The organism is Pantoea piersonii, assembly GCF_003612015.1.
Classification (GTDB): Bacteria; Pseudomonadota; Gammaproteobacteria; order Enterobacterales; family Enterobacteriaceae; genus Pantoea; species Pantoea piersonii.
Genome location: NZ_RARB01000007.1, coordinates 209,467 through 227,845 on the forward strand (window position 1 = coordinate 209,467; position 18,379 = coordinate 227,845).

General features: G+C 57.8%; 20 protein-coding genes and 1 pseudogene. 18 read left to right on the forward strand and 3 right to left on the reverse strand.

What is annotated here, in order from left to right; all coding sequences use genetic code 11:
- Window position 1: 1 nt before the first annotated feature.
- The gene (locus D7S44_RS18455; protein ID WP_120457330.1) at window positions 2–982 is read right to left on the reverse strand and encodes a LacI family DNA-binding transcriptional regulator; all 981 of its coding nucleotides are present in this window, start codon (window positions 980–982) and stop codon (window positions 2–4) included.
- 235 nt (window positions 983–1,217) lie between these two features.
- Here D7S44_RS18455 and tauA point away from each other — a divergent pair, with 235 nt between their 5' ends.
- The 4 genes from tauA to tauD are packed head-to-tail and all read left to right on the forward strand — an operon-like array spanning window position 1,218 to window position 4,633.
- Window positions 1,218–2,198, forward strand: coding sequence for a taurine ABC transporter substrate-binding protein (gene tauA / locus D7S44_RS18460; RefSeq protein WP_120457332.1), 981 nt, complete (start codon window positions 1,218–1,220; stop codon window positions 2,196–2,198).
- Between the two features lie 10 nt (window positions 2,199–2,208).
- The gene (tauB, locus tag D7S44_RS18465) at window positions 2,209–2,976 is read left to right on the forward strand and encodes a taurine ABC transporter ATP-binding subunit (RefSeq protein ID WP_120457333.1); all 768 of its coding nucleotides are present in this window, start codon (window positions 2,209–2,211) and stop codon (window positions 2,974–2,976) included.
- Window positions 2,973–3,797 carry a taurine ABC transporter permease TauC gene (tauC, locus tag D7S44_RS18470; protein WP_120457337.1) on the forward strand — a complete coding sequence of 275 codons (825 nt, stop codon included), beginning with the start codon at window positions 2,973–2,975 and terminating at the stop codon, window positions 3,795–3,797. Before tauB ends, tauC begins: the two co-directional genes overlap by 4 nt.
- On the forward strand, window positions 3,794–4,633 hold the full coding sequence (gene tauD / locus D7S44_RS18475) for a taurine dioxygenase (protein WP_120457339.1): 840 nt from the start codon (window positions 3,794–3,796) through the stop codon (window positions 4,631–4,633). Before tauC ends, tauD begins: the two co-directional genes overlap by 4 nt.
- A gap of 117 nt (window positions 4,634–4,750) precedes the next feature.
- Here the strand turns inward: tauD and D7S44_RS18480 are convergent, their stop codons facing one another.
- Entirely contained in the window at window positions 4,751–6,655 is a 1,905-nt protein-coding gene (locus D7S44_RS18480) for an ABC transporter ATP-binding protein (RefSeq protein WP_120457341.1), read from the reverse strand.
- Between the two features lie 113 nt (window positions 6,656–6,768).
- On the opposite strand from D7S44_RS18480, the gene kefG reads away from it, so the two are divergent.
- The 4 genes from kefG (at window position 6,769) to slyD (ending at window position 10,098) form a co-directional block, all read left to right on the forward strand.
- Window positions 6,769–7,320 (forward strand): glutathione-regulated potassium-efflux system ancillary protein KefG, encoded by a 552-nt coding sequence (gene kefG / locus D7S44_RS18485; RefSeq protein ID WP_120457343.1) that lies wholly within the window; start codon window positions 6,769–6,771, stop codon window positions 7,318–7,320.
- Window positions 7,320–9,125 carry a glutathione-regulated potassium-efflux system protein KefB gene (kefB, locus tag D7S44_RS18490; RefSeq protein ID WP_120457345.1) on the forward strand — a complete coding sequence of 602 codons (1,806 nt, stop codon included), beginning with the start codon at window positions 7,320–7,322 and terminating at the stop codon, window positions 9,123–9,125. The genes kefG and kefB overlap by 1 nt, the downstream gene beginning before the upstream one ends.
- A gap of 21 nt (window positions 9,126–9,146) precedes the next feature.
- Entirely contained in the window at window positions 9,147–9,341 is a 195-nt protein-coding gene (locus D7S44_RS18495) for a YheV family putative zinc ribbon protein (protein WP_120457347.1), read from the forward strand.
- Between the two features lie 193 nt (window positions 9,342–9,534).
- Window positions 9,535–10,098 carry a peptidylprolyl isomerase gene (gene slyD, locus D7S44_RS18500; protein ID WP_120457349.1) on the forward strand — a complete coding sequence of 188 codons (564 nt, stop codon included), beginning with the start codon at window positions 9,535–9,537 and terminating at the stop codon, window positions 10,096–10,098.
- A gap of 155 nt (window positions 10,099–10,253) precedes the next feature.
- Here slyD and D7S44_RS18505 read toward each other — a convergent pair whose 3' ends face one another.
- On the reverse strand, window positions 10,254–10,472 hold the full coding sequence (locus tag D7S44_RS18505; RefSeq protein WP_120457351.1) for a SlyX family protein: 219 nt from the start codon (window positions 10,470–10,472) through the stop codon (window positions 10,254–10,256).
- 280 nt (window positions 10,473–10,752) lie between these two features.
- Between D7S44_RS18505 and fkpA the strand changes: the two genes are divergently transcribed.
- The 10 genes and pseudogenes from fkpA to tuf all read left to right on the forward strand — a co-directional run.
- Window positions 10,753–11,580, forward strand: coding sequence for an FKBP-type peptidyl-prolyl cis-trans isomerase (gene fkpA, locus D7S44_RS18510; protein WP_120457352.1), 828 nt, complete (start codon window positions 10,753–10,755; stop codon window positions 11,578–11,580).
- A 165-nt stretch (window positions 11,581–11,745) separates the two neighbouring features.
- Entirely contained in the window at window positions 11,746–12,468 is a 723-nt protein-coding gene (locus D7S44_RS18515; RefSeq protein ID WP_120457354.1) for a helix-turn-helix transcriptional regulator, read from the forward strand.
- Entirely contained in the window at window positions 12,468–12,854 is a 387-nt protein-coding gene (tusD, locus tag D7S44_RS18520; RefSeq protein ID WP_120457365.1) for a sulfurtransferase complex subunit TusD, read from the forward strand. Before D7S44_RS18515 ends, tusD begins: the two co-directional genes overlap by 1 nt.
- Window positions 12,854–13,213: a sulfurtransferase complex subunit TusC gene (tusC, locus tag D7S44_RS18525; protein WP_120457367.1), complete on the forward strand. Its 360-nt coding sequence runs from the start codon at window positions 12,854–12,856 to the stop codon at window positions 13,211–13,213. The genes tusD and tusC overlap by 1 nt, the downstream gene beginning before the upstream one ends.
- A gap of 9 nt (window positions 13,214–13,222) precedes the next feature.
- Window positions 13,223–13,510: a sulfurtransferase complex subunit TusB gene (tusB, locus tag D7S44_RS18530; protein WP_120457369.1), complete on the forward strand. Its 288-nt coding sequence runs from the start codon at window positions 13,223–13,225 to the stop codon at window positions 13,508–13,510.
- A 124-nt stretch (window positions 13,511–13,634) separates the two neighbouring features.
- Window positions 13,635–14,009, forward strand: coding sequence for a 30S ribosomal protein S12 (gene rpsL / locus D7S44_RS18535; RefSeq protein WP_003852912.1), 375 nt, complete (start codon window positions 13,635–13,637; stop codon window positions 14,007–14,009).
- Between the two features lie 96 nt (window positions 14,010–14,105).
- On the forward strand, window positions 14,106–14,576 hold the full coding sequence (rpsG, locus tag D7S44_RS18540; protein ID WP_013510774.1) for a 30S ribosomal protein S7: 471 nt from the start codon (window positions 14,106–14,108) through the stop codon (window positions 14,574–14,576).
- A 93-nt stretch (window positions 14,577–14,669) separates the two neighbouring features.
- Complete coding sequence (gene fusA / locus D7S44_RS18545; RefSeq protein WP_033752983.1) at window positions 14,670–16,784, forward strand: elongation factor G; 2,115 nt, start codon at window positions 14,670–14,672, stop codon at window positions 16,782–16,784.
- A 70-nt stretch (window positions 16,785–16,854) separates the two neighbouring features.
- Window positions 16,855–17,253: pseudogene (locus tag D7S44_RS18550) on the forward strand (GTP-binding protein); the annotation flags it as partial.
- A 26-nt stretch (window positions 17,254–17,279) separates the two neighbouring features.
- Window positions 17,280–18,379: elongation factor Tu (tuf, locus tag D7S44_RS18555; protein ID WP_120457393.1), on the forward strand; the 1,100-nt coding region annotated here is incomplete at its 3' end.

An 18,379-nucleotide genomic window follows, 5' to 3' on the forward strand; every position in this document is an offset into this window, starting at 1 on the left:
ACTAGCTGGAGGCGCGCTCGACGCGCTTCCACGGCAGCAGATCGCGCACCACCGGCGACGTCGGGCGGCGAATACGCTGCAGCAAAAGCTGAACGCTGCGCGCGCCAAGCTGATACATCGGCTGTTCAACGGTGGTGAGCGGCGGATTCAGGCTGCGAGTGAAGGGAATGCCGTCAAAGCCGACGACGGCGAGATCCTCCGGAACGCGCAGGCCCGCTTCCAGTGCGGCATGCACCACGCCTACCGCCAGCACGTCCGACACCGCCAGCACCGCATCCGGTGGCTCAGGCTGCTGCAACAGCTGACGCAGCGCCTGGCTGCCCGCCTCGCATGAAATCTCTTCGGCATAGGCCACACCGCGCCACGGCAGCCCCAGCTGTTCCAGCTGTTCGCGATAGCCCGCCTCACGCTGATGCGAATAGAGGTAGCGCATATCGCTGTTAACCAGTCCGATACGGCGACGGCCTTTGCCTGCCAGATAGCGCACGGTTTCGCGCGCCGCGCCGCGGTTATCAATGGCGACGGAAGAGGCTGCTATGGCGGGATCGTATTCTGCGCACTGCACCCAGGGCGCGTCGCCAATCAGGGCGGCGATATCCTGTAGCGTAGAGGCCGCATCCATGGTAATGACGCCATCAACCACCTTGCCGGTCAGCAGACCGAGCCAGGCGGATTCTCGCCGCCGCTGCGAGGCGGAGTTGCAGAGAAGAATATGGTAGCCCTGCGCTTCCGCTTCCGCCTCGATGCCTTGCACCACGCGCGAGCAGAAGGGATTAGTGATATCGGAAATCAGCACCAGCAGCATATGGCTCTGGGCGGTGCGCAGCTGGCGCGCAAGCAGGTTGGGCTGGTATTCGCTGGCGGAGATCGCCGCCAGCACCCGGTCGCGCGTGTCCGCTTTTACGCCTGGATGCGCATTAAGCACGCGGGATACCGTAGCTTTAGAGACGCCCGCCAGCAGCGCGACCTTCTCAATGGACATATTGCCGCATACCTTTCTTGCCGGTTAACAGGGAGCCATATCAATAACACAGCGGCAATGTGAGCGCCTGCCATTTTGTCTGAATAATCGGTTGCTCATTGCCAGATTTCGCATCAGCTTTGCCGATCATGATCTAAGAACGTCTTTTTATTATGAATAATTTTTAATTCCTTTATGAAATCACTGCCGCTGGCGACACTGCGCCCATCATAAGAGCCTGGCGGAGTGCGATTTCATGGCAGTAAAAAGACCTTTAACGATGTTGGCCGCAGCGCTTTCGCTGTGGGTGTTTCAGGCGCAGGCCGTCAATGTGACGGTGGCGTATCAGACCTCTGCCGAACCGGCGAAAGTGGCGCAGGCGGACAACACCTTTGCGCGAGAGAGCGGCGCGACCGTTGACTGGCGTAAGTTCGACAGCGGCGCGGGCGTGCTGCGCGCGCTGGCGTCGGGCGACGTGCAGATCGGTAATATCGGCTCCAGCCCGCTGGCCGTGGCCGCCACGCAGCAATTACCGATCGAAGCCTTTTTACTGGCGTCGCAGCTCGGCAGCTCCGAAGCGCTGGTGGTGAAAAAGGGGATCGGCGGCCCGAAAGATCTGATCGGTAAACGCATCGCCGTGCCGTTTATTTCCACCACCCACTACAGCCTGCTGGCGGCGCTGAAGCACTGGGGCATCAAGCCGACAGAGGTGCAGCTGGTAAATCTGCAGCCGCCCGCGATTATCGCCGCCTGGCAGCGTGGGGATATCGACGGCGCCTATGTCTGGGCGCCCGCCGTCAACGAGCTGGAGAAAGATGGCAAGGTGCTAACGGACTCTTCGCAGGTAGGGCAGTGGGGCTCGCCGACGCTTGACGTCTGGGTGGTGCGCAAAGATTTCGCCAGCGCGCATCCTGACATAGTAACGGCTTTCGCCCGCAGCGCCATTGAGGCGCAAAAACCTTACCTTAATAATCCGGACCAGTGGCTGAAGCAGCCAGATAATCTGAGCAAGCTGTCGCGCCTGAGCGGCGTGCCGGAAGCGCAGATAGCGGATCTGGTGAAAGGCAATACCTACCTCACGGCGCAGCAGCAGGTAGAGCAGCTGGGCAAGCCGGTGAATAAAGCGATCGTCGATACGGCCAGCTTCCTGAAAGAGCAGGGCAAGGTGCCGCAGGCGAAGGCCGACTACAGCGATTTCGTCACCAGCCGCTTTGTCGAGCCGCTGGCGAAACAGTAAGGAGAACGCCATGCTGCGCATTGCTCATCTTAACGCGCGCTATGCCGGACGACCTGCGCTGCAGGATATCAGCCTGCAGCTCGATAAAGGCGAACTGCTGGTGGTGCTCGGCCCATCGGGCTGCGGCAAAACGACGCTGCTTAACCTGATCGCCGGCTTTTTGCCGGTAGAGTCGGGCAGCATCACGCTGGAAGGCAACGCTATCAGCGGGCCAGGCGCGGAGCGCGGCGTGGTGTTCCAGCATGAGGGGCTGCTGCCCTGGCGCAACGTGCTGGACAATGTCGCCTTTGGTCTTCAGCTCGCCGGGATGGCGCGCAGCGAACGCAACGCTATCGCGCGGCGGCTGCTAAAAAAGGTCGGGCTTGAAGGGGCGGAAAATCGTCCTGTCTGGCAGCTTTCCGGCGGTCAGCGTCAGCGCGTCGGCATCGCGCGTGCGCTGGCGGCGGATCCGCAACTGCTGCTGCTTGACGAGCCCTTTGGCGCGCTGGATGCCTTTACCCGCGAGCAGATGCAGACCCTGCTGCTGACGCTGTGGCGCGACAGCGGCAAACAAATTTTCCTGATTACTCACGATATAGAAGAAGCTGTTTTCCTGGCCAGCGAACTGGTGCTGCTCTCGCCGGGGCCGGGTCGCATTGTGGAGCGCCTGAAGCTTAACTTCGGCCAGCGCTTCGCCGCTGGTGAACCCTGCCGCGCCATCAAATCCGATCCCGCGTTTATTGAACAGCGCGAATATGTGCTGAACCGGGTATTCGAACAGCGGGAGGCCTTTGTATGAGCGCGGTCATCAACGATAAAACCACCGCGGCGCGTCGTCTGCGCTGGCCTTTCTCCCGCCCGTTCAGCCTCAGCCTGCTGAGCCTGGCGCTGCTGCTGCTGATCTGGTGGAGCGTCACGGCGCTGGGCCTGATTAGTCCGCTGTTTTTACCTGCGCCGCAGCAGGTGCTGAGCAAGCTGCTGCTGATTGCCAGTCCTCAGGGGTTTATGGACGCCACGCTATGGCAGCATCTCGCCGCCAGCCTGACGCGCATGCTGGTTGCGCTGTTCGCCGCGGCGGCGATCGGTATTCCGGTCGGCATCGCCATGGGCCTGAGCCCGGCGGTGCGCGGCCTGCTCGATCCGCTGATTGAGCTTTACCGTCCCGTCCCGCCGCTCGCCTATTTGCCGCTGATGGTGATTTGGTTCGGCATCGGCGAGACCTCCAAAATCCTCTTGATCTATCTGGCCATCTTCGCGCCGGTGACGCTTTCGACCCTGGCGGGCGTACGTAATACGCAGCAGGTGCGGATACGCGCCGCGCAGTCGCTGGGCGCCAGCCGCTGGCAATTGCTGCGCTGGGTGATCCTGCCTGGCGCGCTGCCGGAAATCCTGACGGGGCTGCGTATCGGCTTAGGTGTCGGCTGGTCGACGCTGGTGGCGGCAGAGCTGATCGCCGCGACGCGCGGGCTGGGATTTATGGTGCAGTCCGCCGGGGAATTTCTGGCAACCGACGTGGTGCTGGCGGGTATCGCGGTTATCGCGCTGATTGCTTTTACCTTAGAACTCGGGCTGCGCGCCCTGCAGCGTCGTCTGACGCCCTGGAACGGAGAACAACAATGAATGAAAAGCTGAATATCACGGCGCTCGGCCCTTATATTGGCGCGCAGGTGTCGAATCTCGATTTAACCCGACCGCTCAGCGACACCCAGTTTGAGCAGCTCTATCACGCGTTGCTGCGCCATCAGGTGCTGTTTCTGCGCGATCAGCTGATTACGCCGCACCAGCAGCGCGCGCTGGCAGCGCGCTTCGGCGACCTGCATATTCATCCGGTTTATCCGCACGCTGAAGGCGTAGAGGAGATTATCGTGCTGGATACCCACCAGGATAATCCGCCGGACAACGATAACTGGCACACCGACGTTACCTTTATCAACACGCCGCCGGCGGTGGCGATTCTGGCGTCGAAGCTTTTGCCTGAATCGGGCGGCGATACCTTGTGGGCGAGCGGCATCGCCGCCTTTGAAACCCTTTCGGCGCCGATCAAAACCCTGCTGGAAGGGCTGCACGCCGAGCATGATTTCAAAAAGTCGTTCCAGGAGTATAAATATCGCCGTACCGCAGAGGAGCACCAGCGCTGGCAGGAGGCGGTAGCGAAGCATCCGCCGGTGCAGCATCCGGTGATCCGCACTCATCCGGTAAGCGGACGCAAGGCGCTGTTCGTTAATGAAGGATTTACTACGCGGATTGTAGAGCTGAGCGAAAAAGAGAGCGACGCCGTGCTTGCGCTCTTATACGCACATGCCACTAAGCCGGAGTTCCAGGTGCGCTGGCGCTGGCAGCCAAATGACGTAGCGATCTGGGATAATCGCGTGACGCAGCACTATGCGAATGCGGATTATTATCCGGCAAGGCGGGTGATGCATCGGGCGACGGTGCTGGGGGATCGGCCTTTTTAAACGTCCGTACCGGGCTGCGGTGTAAATATATTAAAACGTCCGTACCGGGCTGCGACTGCGTTGCTGCGCCGGTACGATCGTTTCAAGGCCAGAGAGAGTTAAATGTCCAAACTTTAACTAGCTTGCCAGCATCGCCTCAAGCTGTTCCTGGGCATCCAGCCACGCCATCTCGACCTCCTCCAGCGCCGCTTTGCTCTCCGCCTGGCGCTGCAGCGCGGCGGTCAGATCTGCTTTACGGCTGGGATCGTAGATCTCGCCGTCGGCAAGCTGCGTTTCCGCTTCGGTGAGCTGGCTCTGCCATTTCGCCATTTGCTTCTCCAGCTTCTCGATCTCTTTGCGCAGCGGCTGCGTCTGGGCGCGCAGCTCGGCGTCGCGGCGCTTCTGATCTTTACGCGCCTGCGCGCTGTTGCCGTTGTCCTGCTTCGGTGCGGCGTCCGCCTGCGCCTGCTGCTTCTGCAGGTCGCTCAGCCACTGCTGGTAATCCTCAAGATCGCCGGGGAAGACATCAACCTTGCCGTCATGCACCAGATAGAGATCGTCGGTGGTGGCGCGCAGCAGATGACGGTCGTGCGAAACCACCACCAGCGCGCCTTCGAAATCGATCAGCGCTTCGGTCAGCGCCTGACGCATGTCGAGATCGAGGTGGTTGGTCGGTTCGTCGAGCAGCAGCAGGTTAGGACGCTGCCAGACGATCAGCGCCAGCACCAGCCGCGCCTTTTCGCCGCCGGAGAAGCGCGCCGTGACTTCGCTGACCTTATCACCCTGAAAGCCAAAGCCGCCAAGGTAGTCGCGCAGCTGCTGTTCCAGCACCTTCGGCGCGATGCGCGCCAGATGCTGCAGCGGCGACTCGTCGCTACGCAGATACTCCAGCTGATGCTGCGCGAAGTAGCCGAGCTTGATGCCTTTCGCCAGCCCGACTTCGCCATCAAGCGGGGTCAGCTCGCCCGCCAGCAGCTTAATCAGGGTCGATTTGCCCGCGCCGTTGCGGCCCAGCAGGCCAATACGCGAGCCCGGCACCAGATTAAGTTTGATGGCGTCGAGAATGATGCGCTCGCCATAGCCTGCGGTGACTTTTTCCATCTTCAGCAGCGGATTCGGCAGGCTTTCCGGGGCGCGGAAGCTGAAGCTGAACGGGTTATCGACGTGAGCCGGCGCGATCATCTCCATGCGTTCCAGCATTTTGATACGACTCTGCGCCTGTTTCGCTTTAGAGGCCTTGGCGCGGAAGCGATCGATATAGCTTTGCAGGTGCGCCACTTTCTCCTGCTGGCTTTCGAACAGCGCCTGCTGCTGCGCCAGCTTAGCGACGCGCTGCCGTTCAAATGAGCTGTAATTGCCGGTGTATTCGTAGAGGGTTTCCTGCTCGATATGAATGATCTTATCCACGACCGGATCGAGGAAGTCGCGATCGTGCGAGATCAGGATCAGGGTGCCTTCATAGCTTTTCAGCCAGCGCTCCAGCCAGATTACCGCGTCGAGATCCAGGTGGTTGGTCGGTTCATCGAGCAGCAGGAGATCCGAACGGCACACCAGCGCCTGCGCGAGGTTGAGGCGCATGCGCCAGCCGCCGGAGAAGTCGCTTACCGGCCGGTTAAGCTGCTCCTGACTAAAGCCGAGGCCGTGCAGCAGGCTGGAGGCGCGGGCGTGAATGCTCCAGGCCTGGATCGCATCCAGCTTGCCATGCAGCAGCGCGATAGCGTTGCCGTCGTTGCGCTGGTTAGCGTCCGCCAGCTCCGCCTCAAGCTGACGATATTCACGATCGCCGTCGATAACGTATTCCAGCGCCGCTTTGCTCAGCGCCGGGGTCTCCTGGTTAACCCAGGCCAGCGCCCAGTTGCCGGGAAAGGTCACGCTGCCTGCGTCGCTGCTGATCTCGCCTTTTAACAGCGAAAGCAGGGTCGATTTGCCGCAGCCGTTTTTACCCACCAGACCAACTTTCTGGCCGGGGTTAATGGTGGCGGAAGCGTTATCGAGCAGCACGCGGACGCCGCGGCGGATTTGCAGAGAAGAAAAGACAATCATAAGCGCCGTATCGTCAGAATATGTTAATTTACCCACCACATAATTAGAGGGTGTCGCGTCGTGCATGGTAGCGGAAAACCGCCGCTATGACGACGCTTTGGAAGAGGATAACTATGTCGCAGCCAGCAAAAGTTTTGCTGCTTTATGCCCACCCGGAAATGCAGGAGTCGATAGCGAATCGGGTTCTGCTGCAGTCGGCGCAGAAACAGGCGAACGTTACCGTACACGATCTGTACGCGCACTATCCTGATTTCTTTATTGATATTCACTATGAACAGCAGCTGCTGCGCGAGCATCAGGTTATCGTCTTTCAGCACCCGCTCTATACCTACAGCTGTCCTGCGCTGCTGAAAGAGTGGCTGGACCGCGTGCTGTCGCGCGGTTTCGCCAGCGGCGTCGGTGGCAACGCGCTGGAAGGCAAATACTGGCGCAGCGTGATTACCACCGGCGAGCCGGAGACGGCCTATCATCAGAACGGCCTTAACCGCTATCCGATGTCGGACATTATGCGTCCGTTCGAACTGACCGCACAGATGTGCCGCATGCACTGGATGACGCCGATGATCCTTTACTGGGCGCGTCGACAGCCGAAAGAGGTGATGAGCCACTTTGCCCGCGCCTATGGCGAATGGCTTGCCGCGCCGCTGCCCAACGGAGGTCTCTGATGGAAGGACAAACGCTGCTGACCGCAGGCGTTATCTATCTGGTGGCGGCGGTGCTGATTGTACCCATCGCCGCGCGCCTTGGTATTGGTGCCGTGCTGGGCTATCTGGTGGCCGGGATCGCCATCGGCCCGTGGGGACTGGGCTTTATCAGCGACGTTGAGGAGATCCTGCACTTCTCGGAGCTGGGCGTGGTTTTCCTGATGTTTATCATCGGGCTGGAACTGAATCCGTCGAAACTCTGGGCGCTGCGGCGTTCGATTTTCGGCGTCGGCGCGGCGCAGGTGCTCATCTCCGCCGGCATCCTCGGCGCGCTGCTGTGGCTGAGCGACTTTAGCTGGCAGGCGGCGGTGATTGGCGGCATCGGCCTTGCCATGTCCTCAACCGCAATGGCGCTGCAGCTAATGCGCGACAAAGGCATGAACCGCAGCGAGGCGGGGCAGCTCGGCTTCTCGGTGCTGCTGTTCCAGGACCTGGCGGTCATCCCGGCGCTGGCGCTGGTGCCGCTGCTGGCGGGCAGCGATAGCGGCAGTATCGACTGGATGAAGGTCGGCATGAAAGTGCTGGCGTTCGCCGGCATGTTGGTGGGCGGACGCTACCTGCTGCGGCCGATTTTCCGCTTTATCGCCGCTTCCGGCGTTCGTGAGGTCTTTACCGCCGCCGCTCTGCTGCTGGTGCTGGGCTCGGCGCTGTTTATGGACGCGCTCGGACTGTCGATGGCACTGGGTACCTTTATCGCCGGTATCCTGCTGGCGGAGAGTGAGTACCGCCACGAACTGGAAGTCGCCATCGATCCGTTTAAAGGCCTGCTGCTCGGGCTGTTCTTTATCTCTGTCGGCATGGCGCTCAACCTTGGCGTGCTCTATACCCATATTCTGGAGATCCTCCTCGGCGTGCTGATTCTGGTTACGGTAAAGACGCTGGTGCTCTATGTGCTGGCACGCGTCTACGGCCTGCGTAGCTCCGAACGTCAGCAGTTCGCCGGCGTGCTGAGCCAGGGCGGCGAATTCGCCTTTGTGCTCTTTTCCGCCGCTTCTTCGGTACATCTTTTCGCTGGCGATCAGCTGCCGCTGCTGCTGGTAACGGTCACGCTGTCAATGATGACCACGCCGCTGCTGATGCAGGGGATCGATAAACTGCTGGCGCGGCGCTTTAATGAAGTTGATGAAGATGGGGAAAAACCCTTCGTCGACGATGACCAGCCGCAGGTGATCGTGGTGGGCTTCGGACGAATGGGGCAGGTGGTCGGTCGTCTGCTGATGGCTAATAATAAAAGGATCACGGTGCTGGAGCGCGACATCAGCGCGGTGAGCCTGATGCGCAAGTATGGCTATAAGGTTTACTATGGCGATGCGACCGAGCTTGAGCTGCTGCGCGCTGCCGGTGCGGCCAGCGCGCAGTCGATCGTTATTACCTGTAACGAGCCGGAAGATACCATGGCGATCGTGCACCTTTGTCAGCAGCACTTTCCGCAGCTGGAGATTGTGGCGCGGGCGCGCGGGCGCGTAGAGGCGCACGAGCTGCTGCTGGCGGGCGTGACGCAGTTCTCGCGCGAAACCTTCTCCAGCGCGCTGGAACTGGGACGCAAAGCGCTGATTTCGGTCGGTATGCACCCCCACCAGGCGCAGCGCGCGCAGTTGCACTTCCGCCGTCTGGATATGCGTATGCTGCGCGAGCTTATGCCGAACCACGCCGACAACGCGCAGATTTCCCGCGTGCGCGAGGCGCGGCGCGAGCTGGAGGATATTTTCCAGCGCGAGATGCAGCATGAGAAACGGCAGTTTGACGACTGGGACGAAGATCAGTAACAGCAACACAGGTTAACCAACATGCGTAAACGATTTATTGCTGGTGCGGTTTGTCCGCACTGTCAGGAAAAAGACACGCTGGCGATGTGGCGTGAAAACAACGTCGACGTAGTGGAATGCGTAAAATGCGGGCACCAGATGCGCGAGGCGGATAAGCAGATCCGCGATCAGGTTCGCAGCCAGGAGCAAGTGATCGGTATTTTCCATCCAGAGTAGCGAAATGGCGCAGCTTTTTTTACGCTTAAACTTACAGTGGGATTGAATTCCGATACAATCGGCGCCACTAACGCTGAGGTTAATCGCGTAGCCTAAGGCGCGGTCTCAGCCCCGAACCTTTCTGGTTGGTGTTATTGCACGTAAGAATAGACCAATGAGACGGGATCTCAGTTCTCAACGGTTAGGAGATATCATGAAAGTAGCAAAAGACCTGGTGGTGAGCCTGGCCTATCAGGTACGTACAGAAGATGGTGTGTTGGTTGACGAGTCGCCGGTAAGTGCGCCGTTAGACTATCTGCACGGTCATGGTTCCCTGATTTCTGGTCTGGAAAAAGCGCTGGAAAATCATGCGGTCGGCGACAAGTTTGACGTGCATATCCCGGCTAACGATGCATACGGCCAGTACGACGACAACCTGGTGCAGCGCGTACCTAAAGACGTCTTTATGGGCGTTGACGAACTGCAGGTTGGCATGCGCTTCCTGGCGGAAACTGACCAGGGCCCGGTTCCGGTCGAAATCACCGAAGTGGAAGACGAGCACGTTGTGGTTGACGGCAACCATATGCTGGCGGGCCAAAACCTGAACTTCAACGTGGAAGTTGTCGCGATCCGCGAGGCGACCCCGGAAGAGCTGGCGCACGGTCACGTCCACGGCGAGCACGGTCACGATCATGACCACGATCACGATCATGACCATGGTCATGACCACGGCAACGGCGGCTGCGGCAGCCACGGCGGTTGCGGCTGCAACCACTAAGCCACGCCTGACCAATGACAAGGCCACCAGACGGTGGCCTTTTCTTTTGCTCATAACTTTTGCGGTCGACGCGTGCGCGCGAGGGTGGCGCATACCAGGGTATGTGACCTCTCACGCTGAGGCAGCATCGACGCTGCACAGCCACTCTGAATCTGTCAGTAATGCGGCGGCGGCGTCTCTTCCGACTGCGACGCAATCATCGACGGCGCGGCCGCTTTCAGCTTATCCAACAGCAGGCGCTGCTGCTCGCGCATTTTCGCCATCTCCAGCTCGTGCTGCACCACCGTTTGATTAAGCTGCTCGATAGTCAGCTCCTGAAAGGCCAGCTTGCTCTCCAGCGCTTCAAGCCGTTGTTCCCACTCTGATTGTTGCATGACCTCTCCTTATAGTGTGATGCGGCGAATCTCGCATCAGCCGCTGATTTTACGGTTTCCCCGCTAAGAATCACCCCATTTCTTTGCCGCTTCGCCTGACAGGGGTTGAATAACGTCTGCCGCAGCAGCATCTCTGATGAAACTTCCTGATGCAAAAAAGGTCGGAGGAGAGCCGGGTAATTACGCTGCGGGAGTGTTCGCCGCTGCCGCGTACAGTTATAGTGTGGAGCTTTAGTCCGCAATAATTCCCGAGGTGAGACGCTTCGGTTTTGGAGAAAGGATGAAATCACTGTTTAAAGTCACAATGTTAGCCACCACCATGGCCATCGCGCTGAACGCGCCGCTGGCAATGGCAGCCGAAGCGACTGCAGCACCGGCTGCGAGCGATGCGGCACCCCAGGCACCGAAAAATGCGGCCTTCAAAAATGAAGATCAGCAATCAGCCTACGCACTGGGCGCCTCGCTGGGTCGCTACATGGACAACTCCCTGAAGGAACAGGAGAAACTGGGCATCAAGCTGGACAAAGACCAGCTGATTGCGGGCGTTCAGGATGCATTCGGCGGTAAGAGCAAGCTCTCTGACCAGGAGATCGAGCAGACCCTGCAGGCCTTTGAAAGCCGCGTGAAAGGCGCAGCGCAGGCGAAGATGGAAAAAGACGCGAAAGAGAACGCCGATAAAGGCACCGCTTTCGCCAGCAAGTTCGCCAAAGAGAGCGGCGTGAAGAAAACCGAATCTGGCCTGCTGTATAAAGTAGAGAAAGAAGGCACCGGCGATGCGCCGAAAGACAGCGATACCGTTGTAGTGAACTACAAAGGCACGCTGATCGACGGCACCGAATTCGACAACTCCTATACGCGCGGCGAACCGCTCTCTTTCCGTCTCGACGGCGTTATTCCGGGCTGGACTGAAGGTCTGAAGCACGTGAAGAAAGGCGGCAAAATCAAGCTGGTGATCCCGCCGCAGCTCGCCTACGGTAAAAACGGCGTGCCGGGCATTCCGGCCAACTCTACGCTGGTGTTCGATGTTGAACTGCTCGACATCAAACCGGCGCCTAAAGCAGATGAGAAAGCACAGGCGCCTGCCGCCGACGCGAAGAAATCTCAATAATCTGTCTGCCGCCGCCTTCGGGCGGCGGTTTCATTTCCCGCCTGTGACAAAGCTCTGGCATAAGCGTGCGACATTTGCCAGACTATCCCCTGCATAACTTTCCCAATAAAAAGAGTCTGCCCGCTGCGCTGAGACAGGCTCCAGCCATTTAGGGTAATGTCTTCGATGTCAAATCCATTCAATCCCGGCGAACTGAGCGACTTCGATTTACTGGAGCAGCGTCCGTTCGAGCAAGCGGACTACGATATTCTCAAATCTTATGAGGCGGTAGTCGACGGCCTGGCGATGCTGATTGGTTCGCACTGCGAAATCGTGCTGCACTCGCTGGAAGACCTGAAATGTTCGGCGGTGCGCATCGCTAACGGCGAACATACCGGTCGTAAAGTGGGCTCGCCAATTACCGATCTGGCGCTGCGCATGCTGCACGATATGCACGGCGCAGACAGCAACGTTTCCCGCGCCTACTTCACCCGCGCCAAAAGCGGCGTGCTGATGAAGTCGGTCACCATCGCGATACGTAACCGGCAGCAGCGCGTGATTGGGCTGTTGTGCATCAATATGAACCTCGATGTGCCTTTCTCGCAGATAATGTCGACCTTTATGCCGCCGGAAATGCATCAGGTAGATTCGAACGTTAACTTCGCCAGCTCGGTAGAAGATCTGGTGACGCAGACGCTGGAGTTCACCATTGAAGAGGTGAGCGCCGATCGCAACGTCTCCAACAACGCCAAGAACCGCCAGATCGTGCTGAATCTTTATGAGAAGGGCATCTTCGATATTAAAGATGCGATCAATCAGGTTGCGGATCGCCTCAATATCTCCAAGCACACTGTTTACCTCTATATCCGCCAGTTCAAGAGCGGAGACTTCCAGGGGCAGGAGCGCTGATGCGCTATACCCTGCTGGTGACCGGTCCGGCTTACGGCACGCAGCAGGCGAGCAGCGCCTTGCTGTTCGCCCGCGCGCTGCTGGCCTCCGGCCATCAGCTGCAGAGCGTTTTCTTTTATCGCGAGGGCGTGCTGAACGCCAATGAGCTGACCGCGCCGGCCAGCGACGAGGCGGATATCGTACGCGCCTGGCTTGCGCTGCATGAAGAGCAGGGCGTGGCGTTGAATATTTGCGTAGCCGCCGCGCTGCGCCGCGGCGTTACCGATGCGCAGGAGGCGGAGCGGCTGCAGCTGGCAGGCAGCAACTTACAGCCGGGGTTTGAACTCAGCGGTCTGGGTGCGCTGGCGGAAGCCGCGCTCGGCTGCGATCGACTGGTGCAGTTTTAATGAATCGCGTCGCCTTTGTTTTTACCCGCGCGCCGCACGGCAGCAGCGCGGGCCGCGAAGGGCTCGACGCCGCGCTGGCGACCGGCGCGCTGAGCGAGTCGATAGGCCTGTTCTTTATTGGCGATGGAGTATTGCAGCTGACGCCTGGCCAGCAGCCGGAAATTATTCTGGCCCGCAATCACGCCGCCACGTTTGGCGTGCTGGCGCTGTATGATATTGAACATTGCTATATCAGCCGCGAGGCGTTGCGCGAGCGCGGCCTGGCGGAAGAGGGCGCGCGCGTGCTGGACGCTGGCATTCTGGACGCCGCGGCGCTGCGGCAACAGTTGGCGACCTACGATCGCATCATCACCTTTTAAGAGCGCGCTATGTTGCACACCCTGATGCATTCACCTTATTACAGTGACCTGAATACGCTGCTGCTGCTGCTGACGGCGGAAGACGATTTGCTGTTGTTGCAGGACGGCGTGCTGGGCGCGCTGGAAGGCAGCAGCGCGTTAAGCCAGCTTCTCACCTCGCCTGCGACCTTATGGGTCCTGACGGAAGACGTGACCGCGCGCGGGCTTGGTGGTCAAATTTCAGCCAAAGTAAGGCCGGTGGACTATACTGGTTTCGTCGCGCTCACTGAAAAACATCAGCAGCAGATGACCTGGTAATGTCGTAAAGCCTGGTTATTTCTTGACACCCTATTGGCTCAGCCCTAAAATTCTGCGTCCTCGTAGTAATACGAGGCGATTTATTACGTGTTTACGAAGCAAAAGCTAATCCAGGAGCTATTTAATGGCAACAGTTAACCAGCTGGTTCGCAAACCACGCGTACGCAAAGTTGCAAAGAGCAACGTGCCTGCGCTGGAAGCTTGCCCGCAAAAACGTGGTGTTTGTACTCGTGTGTACACCACCACTCCGAAAAAACCGAACTCAGCACTGCGTAAAGTTTGCCGTGTTCGTCTGACTAACGGTTTTGAAGTTACCTCCTATATCGGCGGTGAAGGTCATAACCTGCAGGAACACTCCGTGATCCTGATCCGTGGCGGTCGTGTTAAAGACCTGCCAGGTGTGCGTTACCACACCGTTCGTGGCGCGCTGGACTGCTCAGGTGTTAAAGACCGTAAGCAGGCTCGCTCCAAGTATGGCGTGAAGAAGCCAAAGGCTTAATGGTTCTCCGTTAAGTAAGGCCAAACGTTTTAACTTAAATGTCAAACTAAACTCGTAGAGTTTTGGACAATCCTGAATTAACAACGGAGTATTTCCATGCCACGTCGTCGCGTCATTGGTCAGCGTAAAATTCTGCCGGATCCGAAGTTCGGATCAGAGCTGCTGGCCAAATTTGTAAATATCCTGATGGTAGATGGTAAAAAATCTACTGCTGAATCAATCGTTTATACTGCGCTTGAGACCCTGGCTCAGCGTTCTGGTAAAAACGAGCTGGAAGCCTTTGAAGTAGCCCTCGAAAACGTGCGTCCGACTGTCGAAGTTAAGTCACGTCGCGTTGGTGGTTCTACCTATCAGGTTCCAGTAGAAGTCCGTCCGGTTCGTCGTAATGCTCTGGCAATGCGCTGGATCGTAGAAGCTGCTCGTAAACGCGGTGATAAATCTATGGCTCTCCGCCTGGCGAACGAACTTTCTGACGCTGCAGAAAACAAAGGTACTGCAGTTAAGAAACGTGAAGACGTTCACCGCATGGCAGAAGCCAACAAGGCGTTCGCTCACTACCGCTGGTAATCGCCACGTAGTTGTTGTTAAACCAGCGGGCGTGCAAAATGCTAACCCGCTGGGTTCGACTAATTTTGAACGCCCGAGAATCAGAGGAATCAAATGGCTCGTACAACACCCATTGCGCGCTACCGTAACATTGGTATCAGCGCACACATCGACGCCGGTAAAACCACAACTACCGAGCGTATCCTGTTCTACACCGGTGTTAACCACAAAATCGGTGAAGTGCATGATGGCGCAGCGACCATGGACTGGATGGCGCAGGAGCAGGAGCGTGGTATCACCATCACGTCTGCAGCGACCACCGCATTCTGGTCCGGTATGGCTAAGCAGTTTGAGCCGCACCGTATCAACATCATCGACACCCCGGGACACGTTGACTTCACCATCGAAGTAGAACGTTCTATGCGTGTGCTCGATGGCGCAGTAATGGTTTACTGTGCTGTAGGTGGCGTGCAGCCGCAGTCTGAAACCGTATGGCGTCAGGCGAACAAATATAAAGTTCCGCGTATCGCGTTCGTTAACAAAATGGACCGTATGGGCGCGAACTTCCTGAAAGTTGTTGGTCAGATCGAATCCCGTCTGGGCGCGACTCCGGTTCCGCTGCAGCTGGCAATCGGCGCTGAAGAGAACTTCACCGGCGTTGTTGACCTGATCAAAATGAAAGCCATCAACTGGAACGATGCTGACCAGGGCGTTACCTTCGTTTACGAAGATATCCCGGCTGACATGCAGGAACTGGCTGAAGAGTGGCGCGGCAAGCTGATCGAAGCGGCGGCAGAAGCTTCTGAAGAGCTGATGGAGAAATTCTTCAGCGGCGAAGAGCTGAGCGAAGAAGAGATCAAAACGGCTCTGCGTCAGCGCGTACTGCGCAACGAAATCATCCTGGTTACCTGTGGTTCTGCGTTCAAGAACAAAGGTGTTCAGGCGATGCTGGATGCCGTGGTTGAATACCTGCCGGCACCGACTGACGTTCCTGCGATCAACGGTATGCTGGACGACGGTAAAGATACTCCGGCTGAGCGTCACGCCGACGACAGCGAGCCGTTCTCTGCGCTGGCGTTCAAAATCGCTAACGACCCGTTCGTGGGCAACCTGACCTTCTTCCGCGTGTACTCTGGCGTGGTTAACTCAGGTGACACCGTACTGAACTCAGTGAAATCTGCACGTGAGCGTTTTGGCCGTATCGTACAGATGCACGCCAACAAGCGTGAAGAGATCAGCGAAGTTCGCGCGGGCGACATCGCAGCAGCGATCGGTCTGAAAGACGTGATCACCGGTGATACCCTGTGTGATCCGAGCAACCCGATCATCCTGGAGCGCATGGAGTTCCCTGAGCCGGTAATCTCTATCGCCGTTGAGCCGAAAACCAAAGCTGACCAGGAAAAAATGGGTCTGGCTCTGGGTCGTCTGGCTAAAGAAGACCCGTCATTCCGCGTATGGACTGACGAAGAGTCTAACCAGACCATCATCGCCGGTATGGGTGAGCTGCACCTCGACATCATCGTTGACCGCATGAAGCGTGAATTCAACGTTGAAGCGAACGTGGGCAAACCGCAGGTAGCTTACCGCGAAGCGATTCGCTCTAAAGTTACCGACATCGAAGGTAAACACGCCAAGCAGTCTGGTGGTCGCGGTCAGTACGGTCATGTTGTTATCGACATGTACCCGCTGGAGCCGGGTTCAAACCCGAAAGGCTACGAATTTGTCAACGACATCAAAGGTGGTGTGATTCCTGGCGAATACATCCCTGCGGTTGACAAAGGCATCCAGGAACAGCTGAAATCTGGCCCGCTGGCAGGTTATCCGGTTGTTGATCTGGGCGTGCGTCTGCACTTCGGTTCTTACCATGACGTGGACTCCTCAGAGCTGGCGTTTAAACTGGCCGCTTCTATCGCCTTTAAAGATGGCTTTAAGAAAGCGCAGCCGGTACTGCTTGAGCCGATCATGAAGGTTGAAGTAGAGACTCCGGAAGAGAACACCGGTGACGTCATCGGTGACCTGAGCCGTCGTCGTGGTATGCTGAAAGGGCAGGAATCTAACGCTACCGGCGTTCAGATTCACGCTGAAGTTCCGCTGTCTGAAATGTTCGGATACGCGACGCAGTTGCGTTCTCTGACGAAAGGCCGTGCTTCTTACTCCATGGAGTTCCTGAAGTACGATGATGCGCCGAACAACGTCGCTCAGGCCGTTATTGAAGCTCGTAGCAAATAAGGCTACGGTTTAAAAATTGTGAACAGATGCCTTCATCAATGATGAAGGCATAACAGTAAGGATTATCGCCATGGCGAAAGAGCAATTTCAACGTAACAAACTGCACGTAAACGTGGGCACCATCGGTCACGTTGACCACGGTAAAACCACCCTGACTGCAGCTATCACCACCGTTCTGGCTAAAACCTACGGCGGCCAGGCTCGTGCATTCGACCAGATCGATAACGCGCCGGAAGAGAAAGCACGTGGTATCACCATCAACACTTCTCACGTTGAGTATGAAACCCCGACTCGCCACTACGCGCACGTTGACTGCCCGGGCCACGCCGACTATGTGAAAAACATGATCACCGGTGCTGCTCAGATGGATGGCGCTATCCTGGTTGTTGCTGCGACTGACGGCCCGATGCCGCAGACCCGTGAGCACATCCTGCTGGGTCGTCAGGTTGGCGTTCCTTACATCATCGTGTNAAAGAGCAATTTCAACGTAACAAACTGCACGTAAACGTGGGCACCATCGGTCACGTTGACCACGGTAAAACCACCCTGACTGCAGCTATCACCACCGTTCTGGCTAAAACCTACGGCGGCCAGGCTCGTGCATTCGACCAGATCGATAACGCGCCGGAAGAAAAAGCACGTGGTATCACCATCAACACTTCTCACGTTGAGTATGAAACCCCGACTCGCCACTACGCGCACGTTGACTGCCCGGGCCACGCCGACTATGTGAAAAACATGATCACCGGTGCTGCTCAGATGGACGGCGCTATCCTGGTTGTTGCTGCGACTGACGGCCCGATGCCGCAGACCCGTGAGCACATCCTGCTGGGTCGTCAGGTTGGCGTTCCTTACATCATCGTGTTCCTGAACAAGTGCGACATGGTTGATGACGAAGAGCTGCTGGAACTGGTTGAGATGGAAGTACGTGACCTGCTGTCTCAGTACGACTTCCCGGGCGACGACACCCCGATCGTTCGCGGTTCTGCTCTGAAAGCGCTGGAAGGCGACGCAGAGTGGGAAGCGAAGATCGTTGAGCTGGCTGGCCACCTGGATACCTACATCCCGGATCCGGTTCGTGCTATCGACCTGCCGTTCCTGCTGCCGATCGAAGACGTATTCTCAATCTCTGGCCGTGGTACCGTTGTTACCGGTCGTGTTGAGCGCGGCATCGTGAAAGTAGGCGACGAAGTTGAAATCGTGGGCATCAAAGACACCGCGAAATCAACCTGTACCGGCGTTGAAATGTTCCGCAAACTGCTGGATCAGGGTCAGGCTGGTGAGAACGTGGGCGTTCTGCTGCGTGGTATCAAGCGTGAAGAGATCGAGCGTGGCCAGGTACTGGCTAAGCCGGGCTCAATCAAGCCGCACACCACTTTCGTGTCAGAAGTTTACGTTCTGTCTAAAGAAGAAGGCGGTCGTCACACTCCGTTCTTCAAAGGCTACCGTCCGCAGTTCTACTTCCGTACTACTGACGTGACTGGCAACATCGAACTGCCGGAAGGCGTTGAGATGGTAATGCCGGGCGACAACATCAAAATGACCGTTACTCTGATCCATCCGATCGCGATGGACCAGGGTCTGCGCTTCGCAAT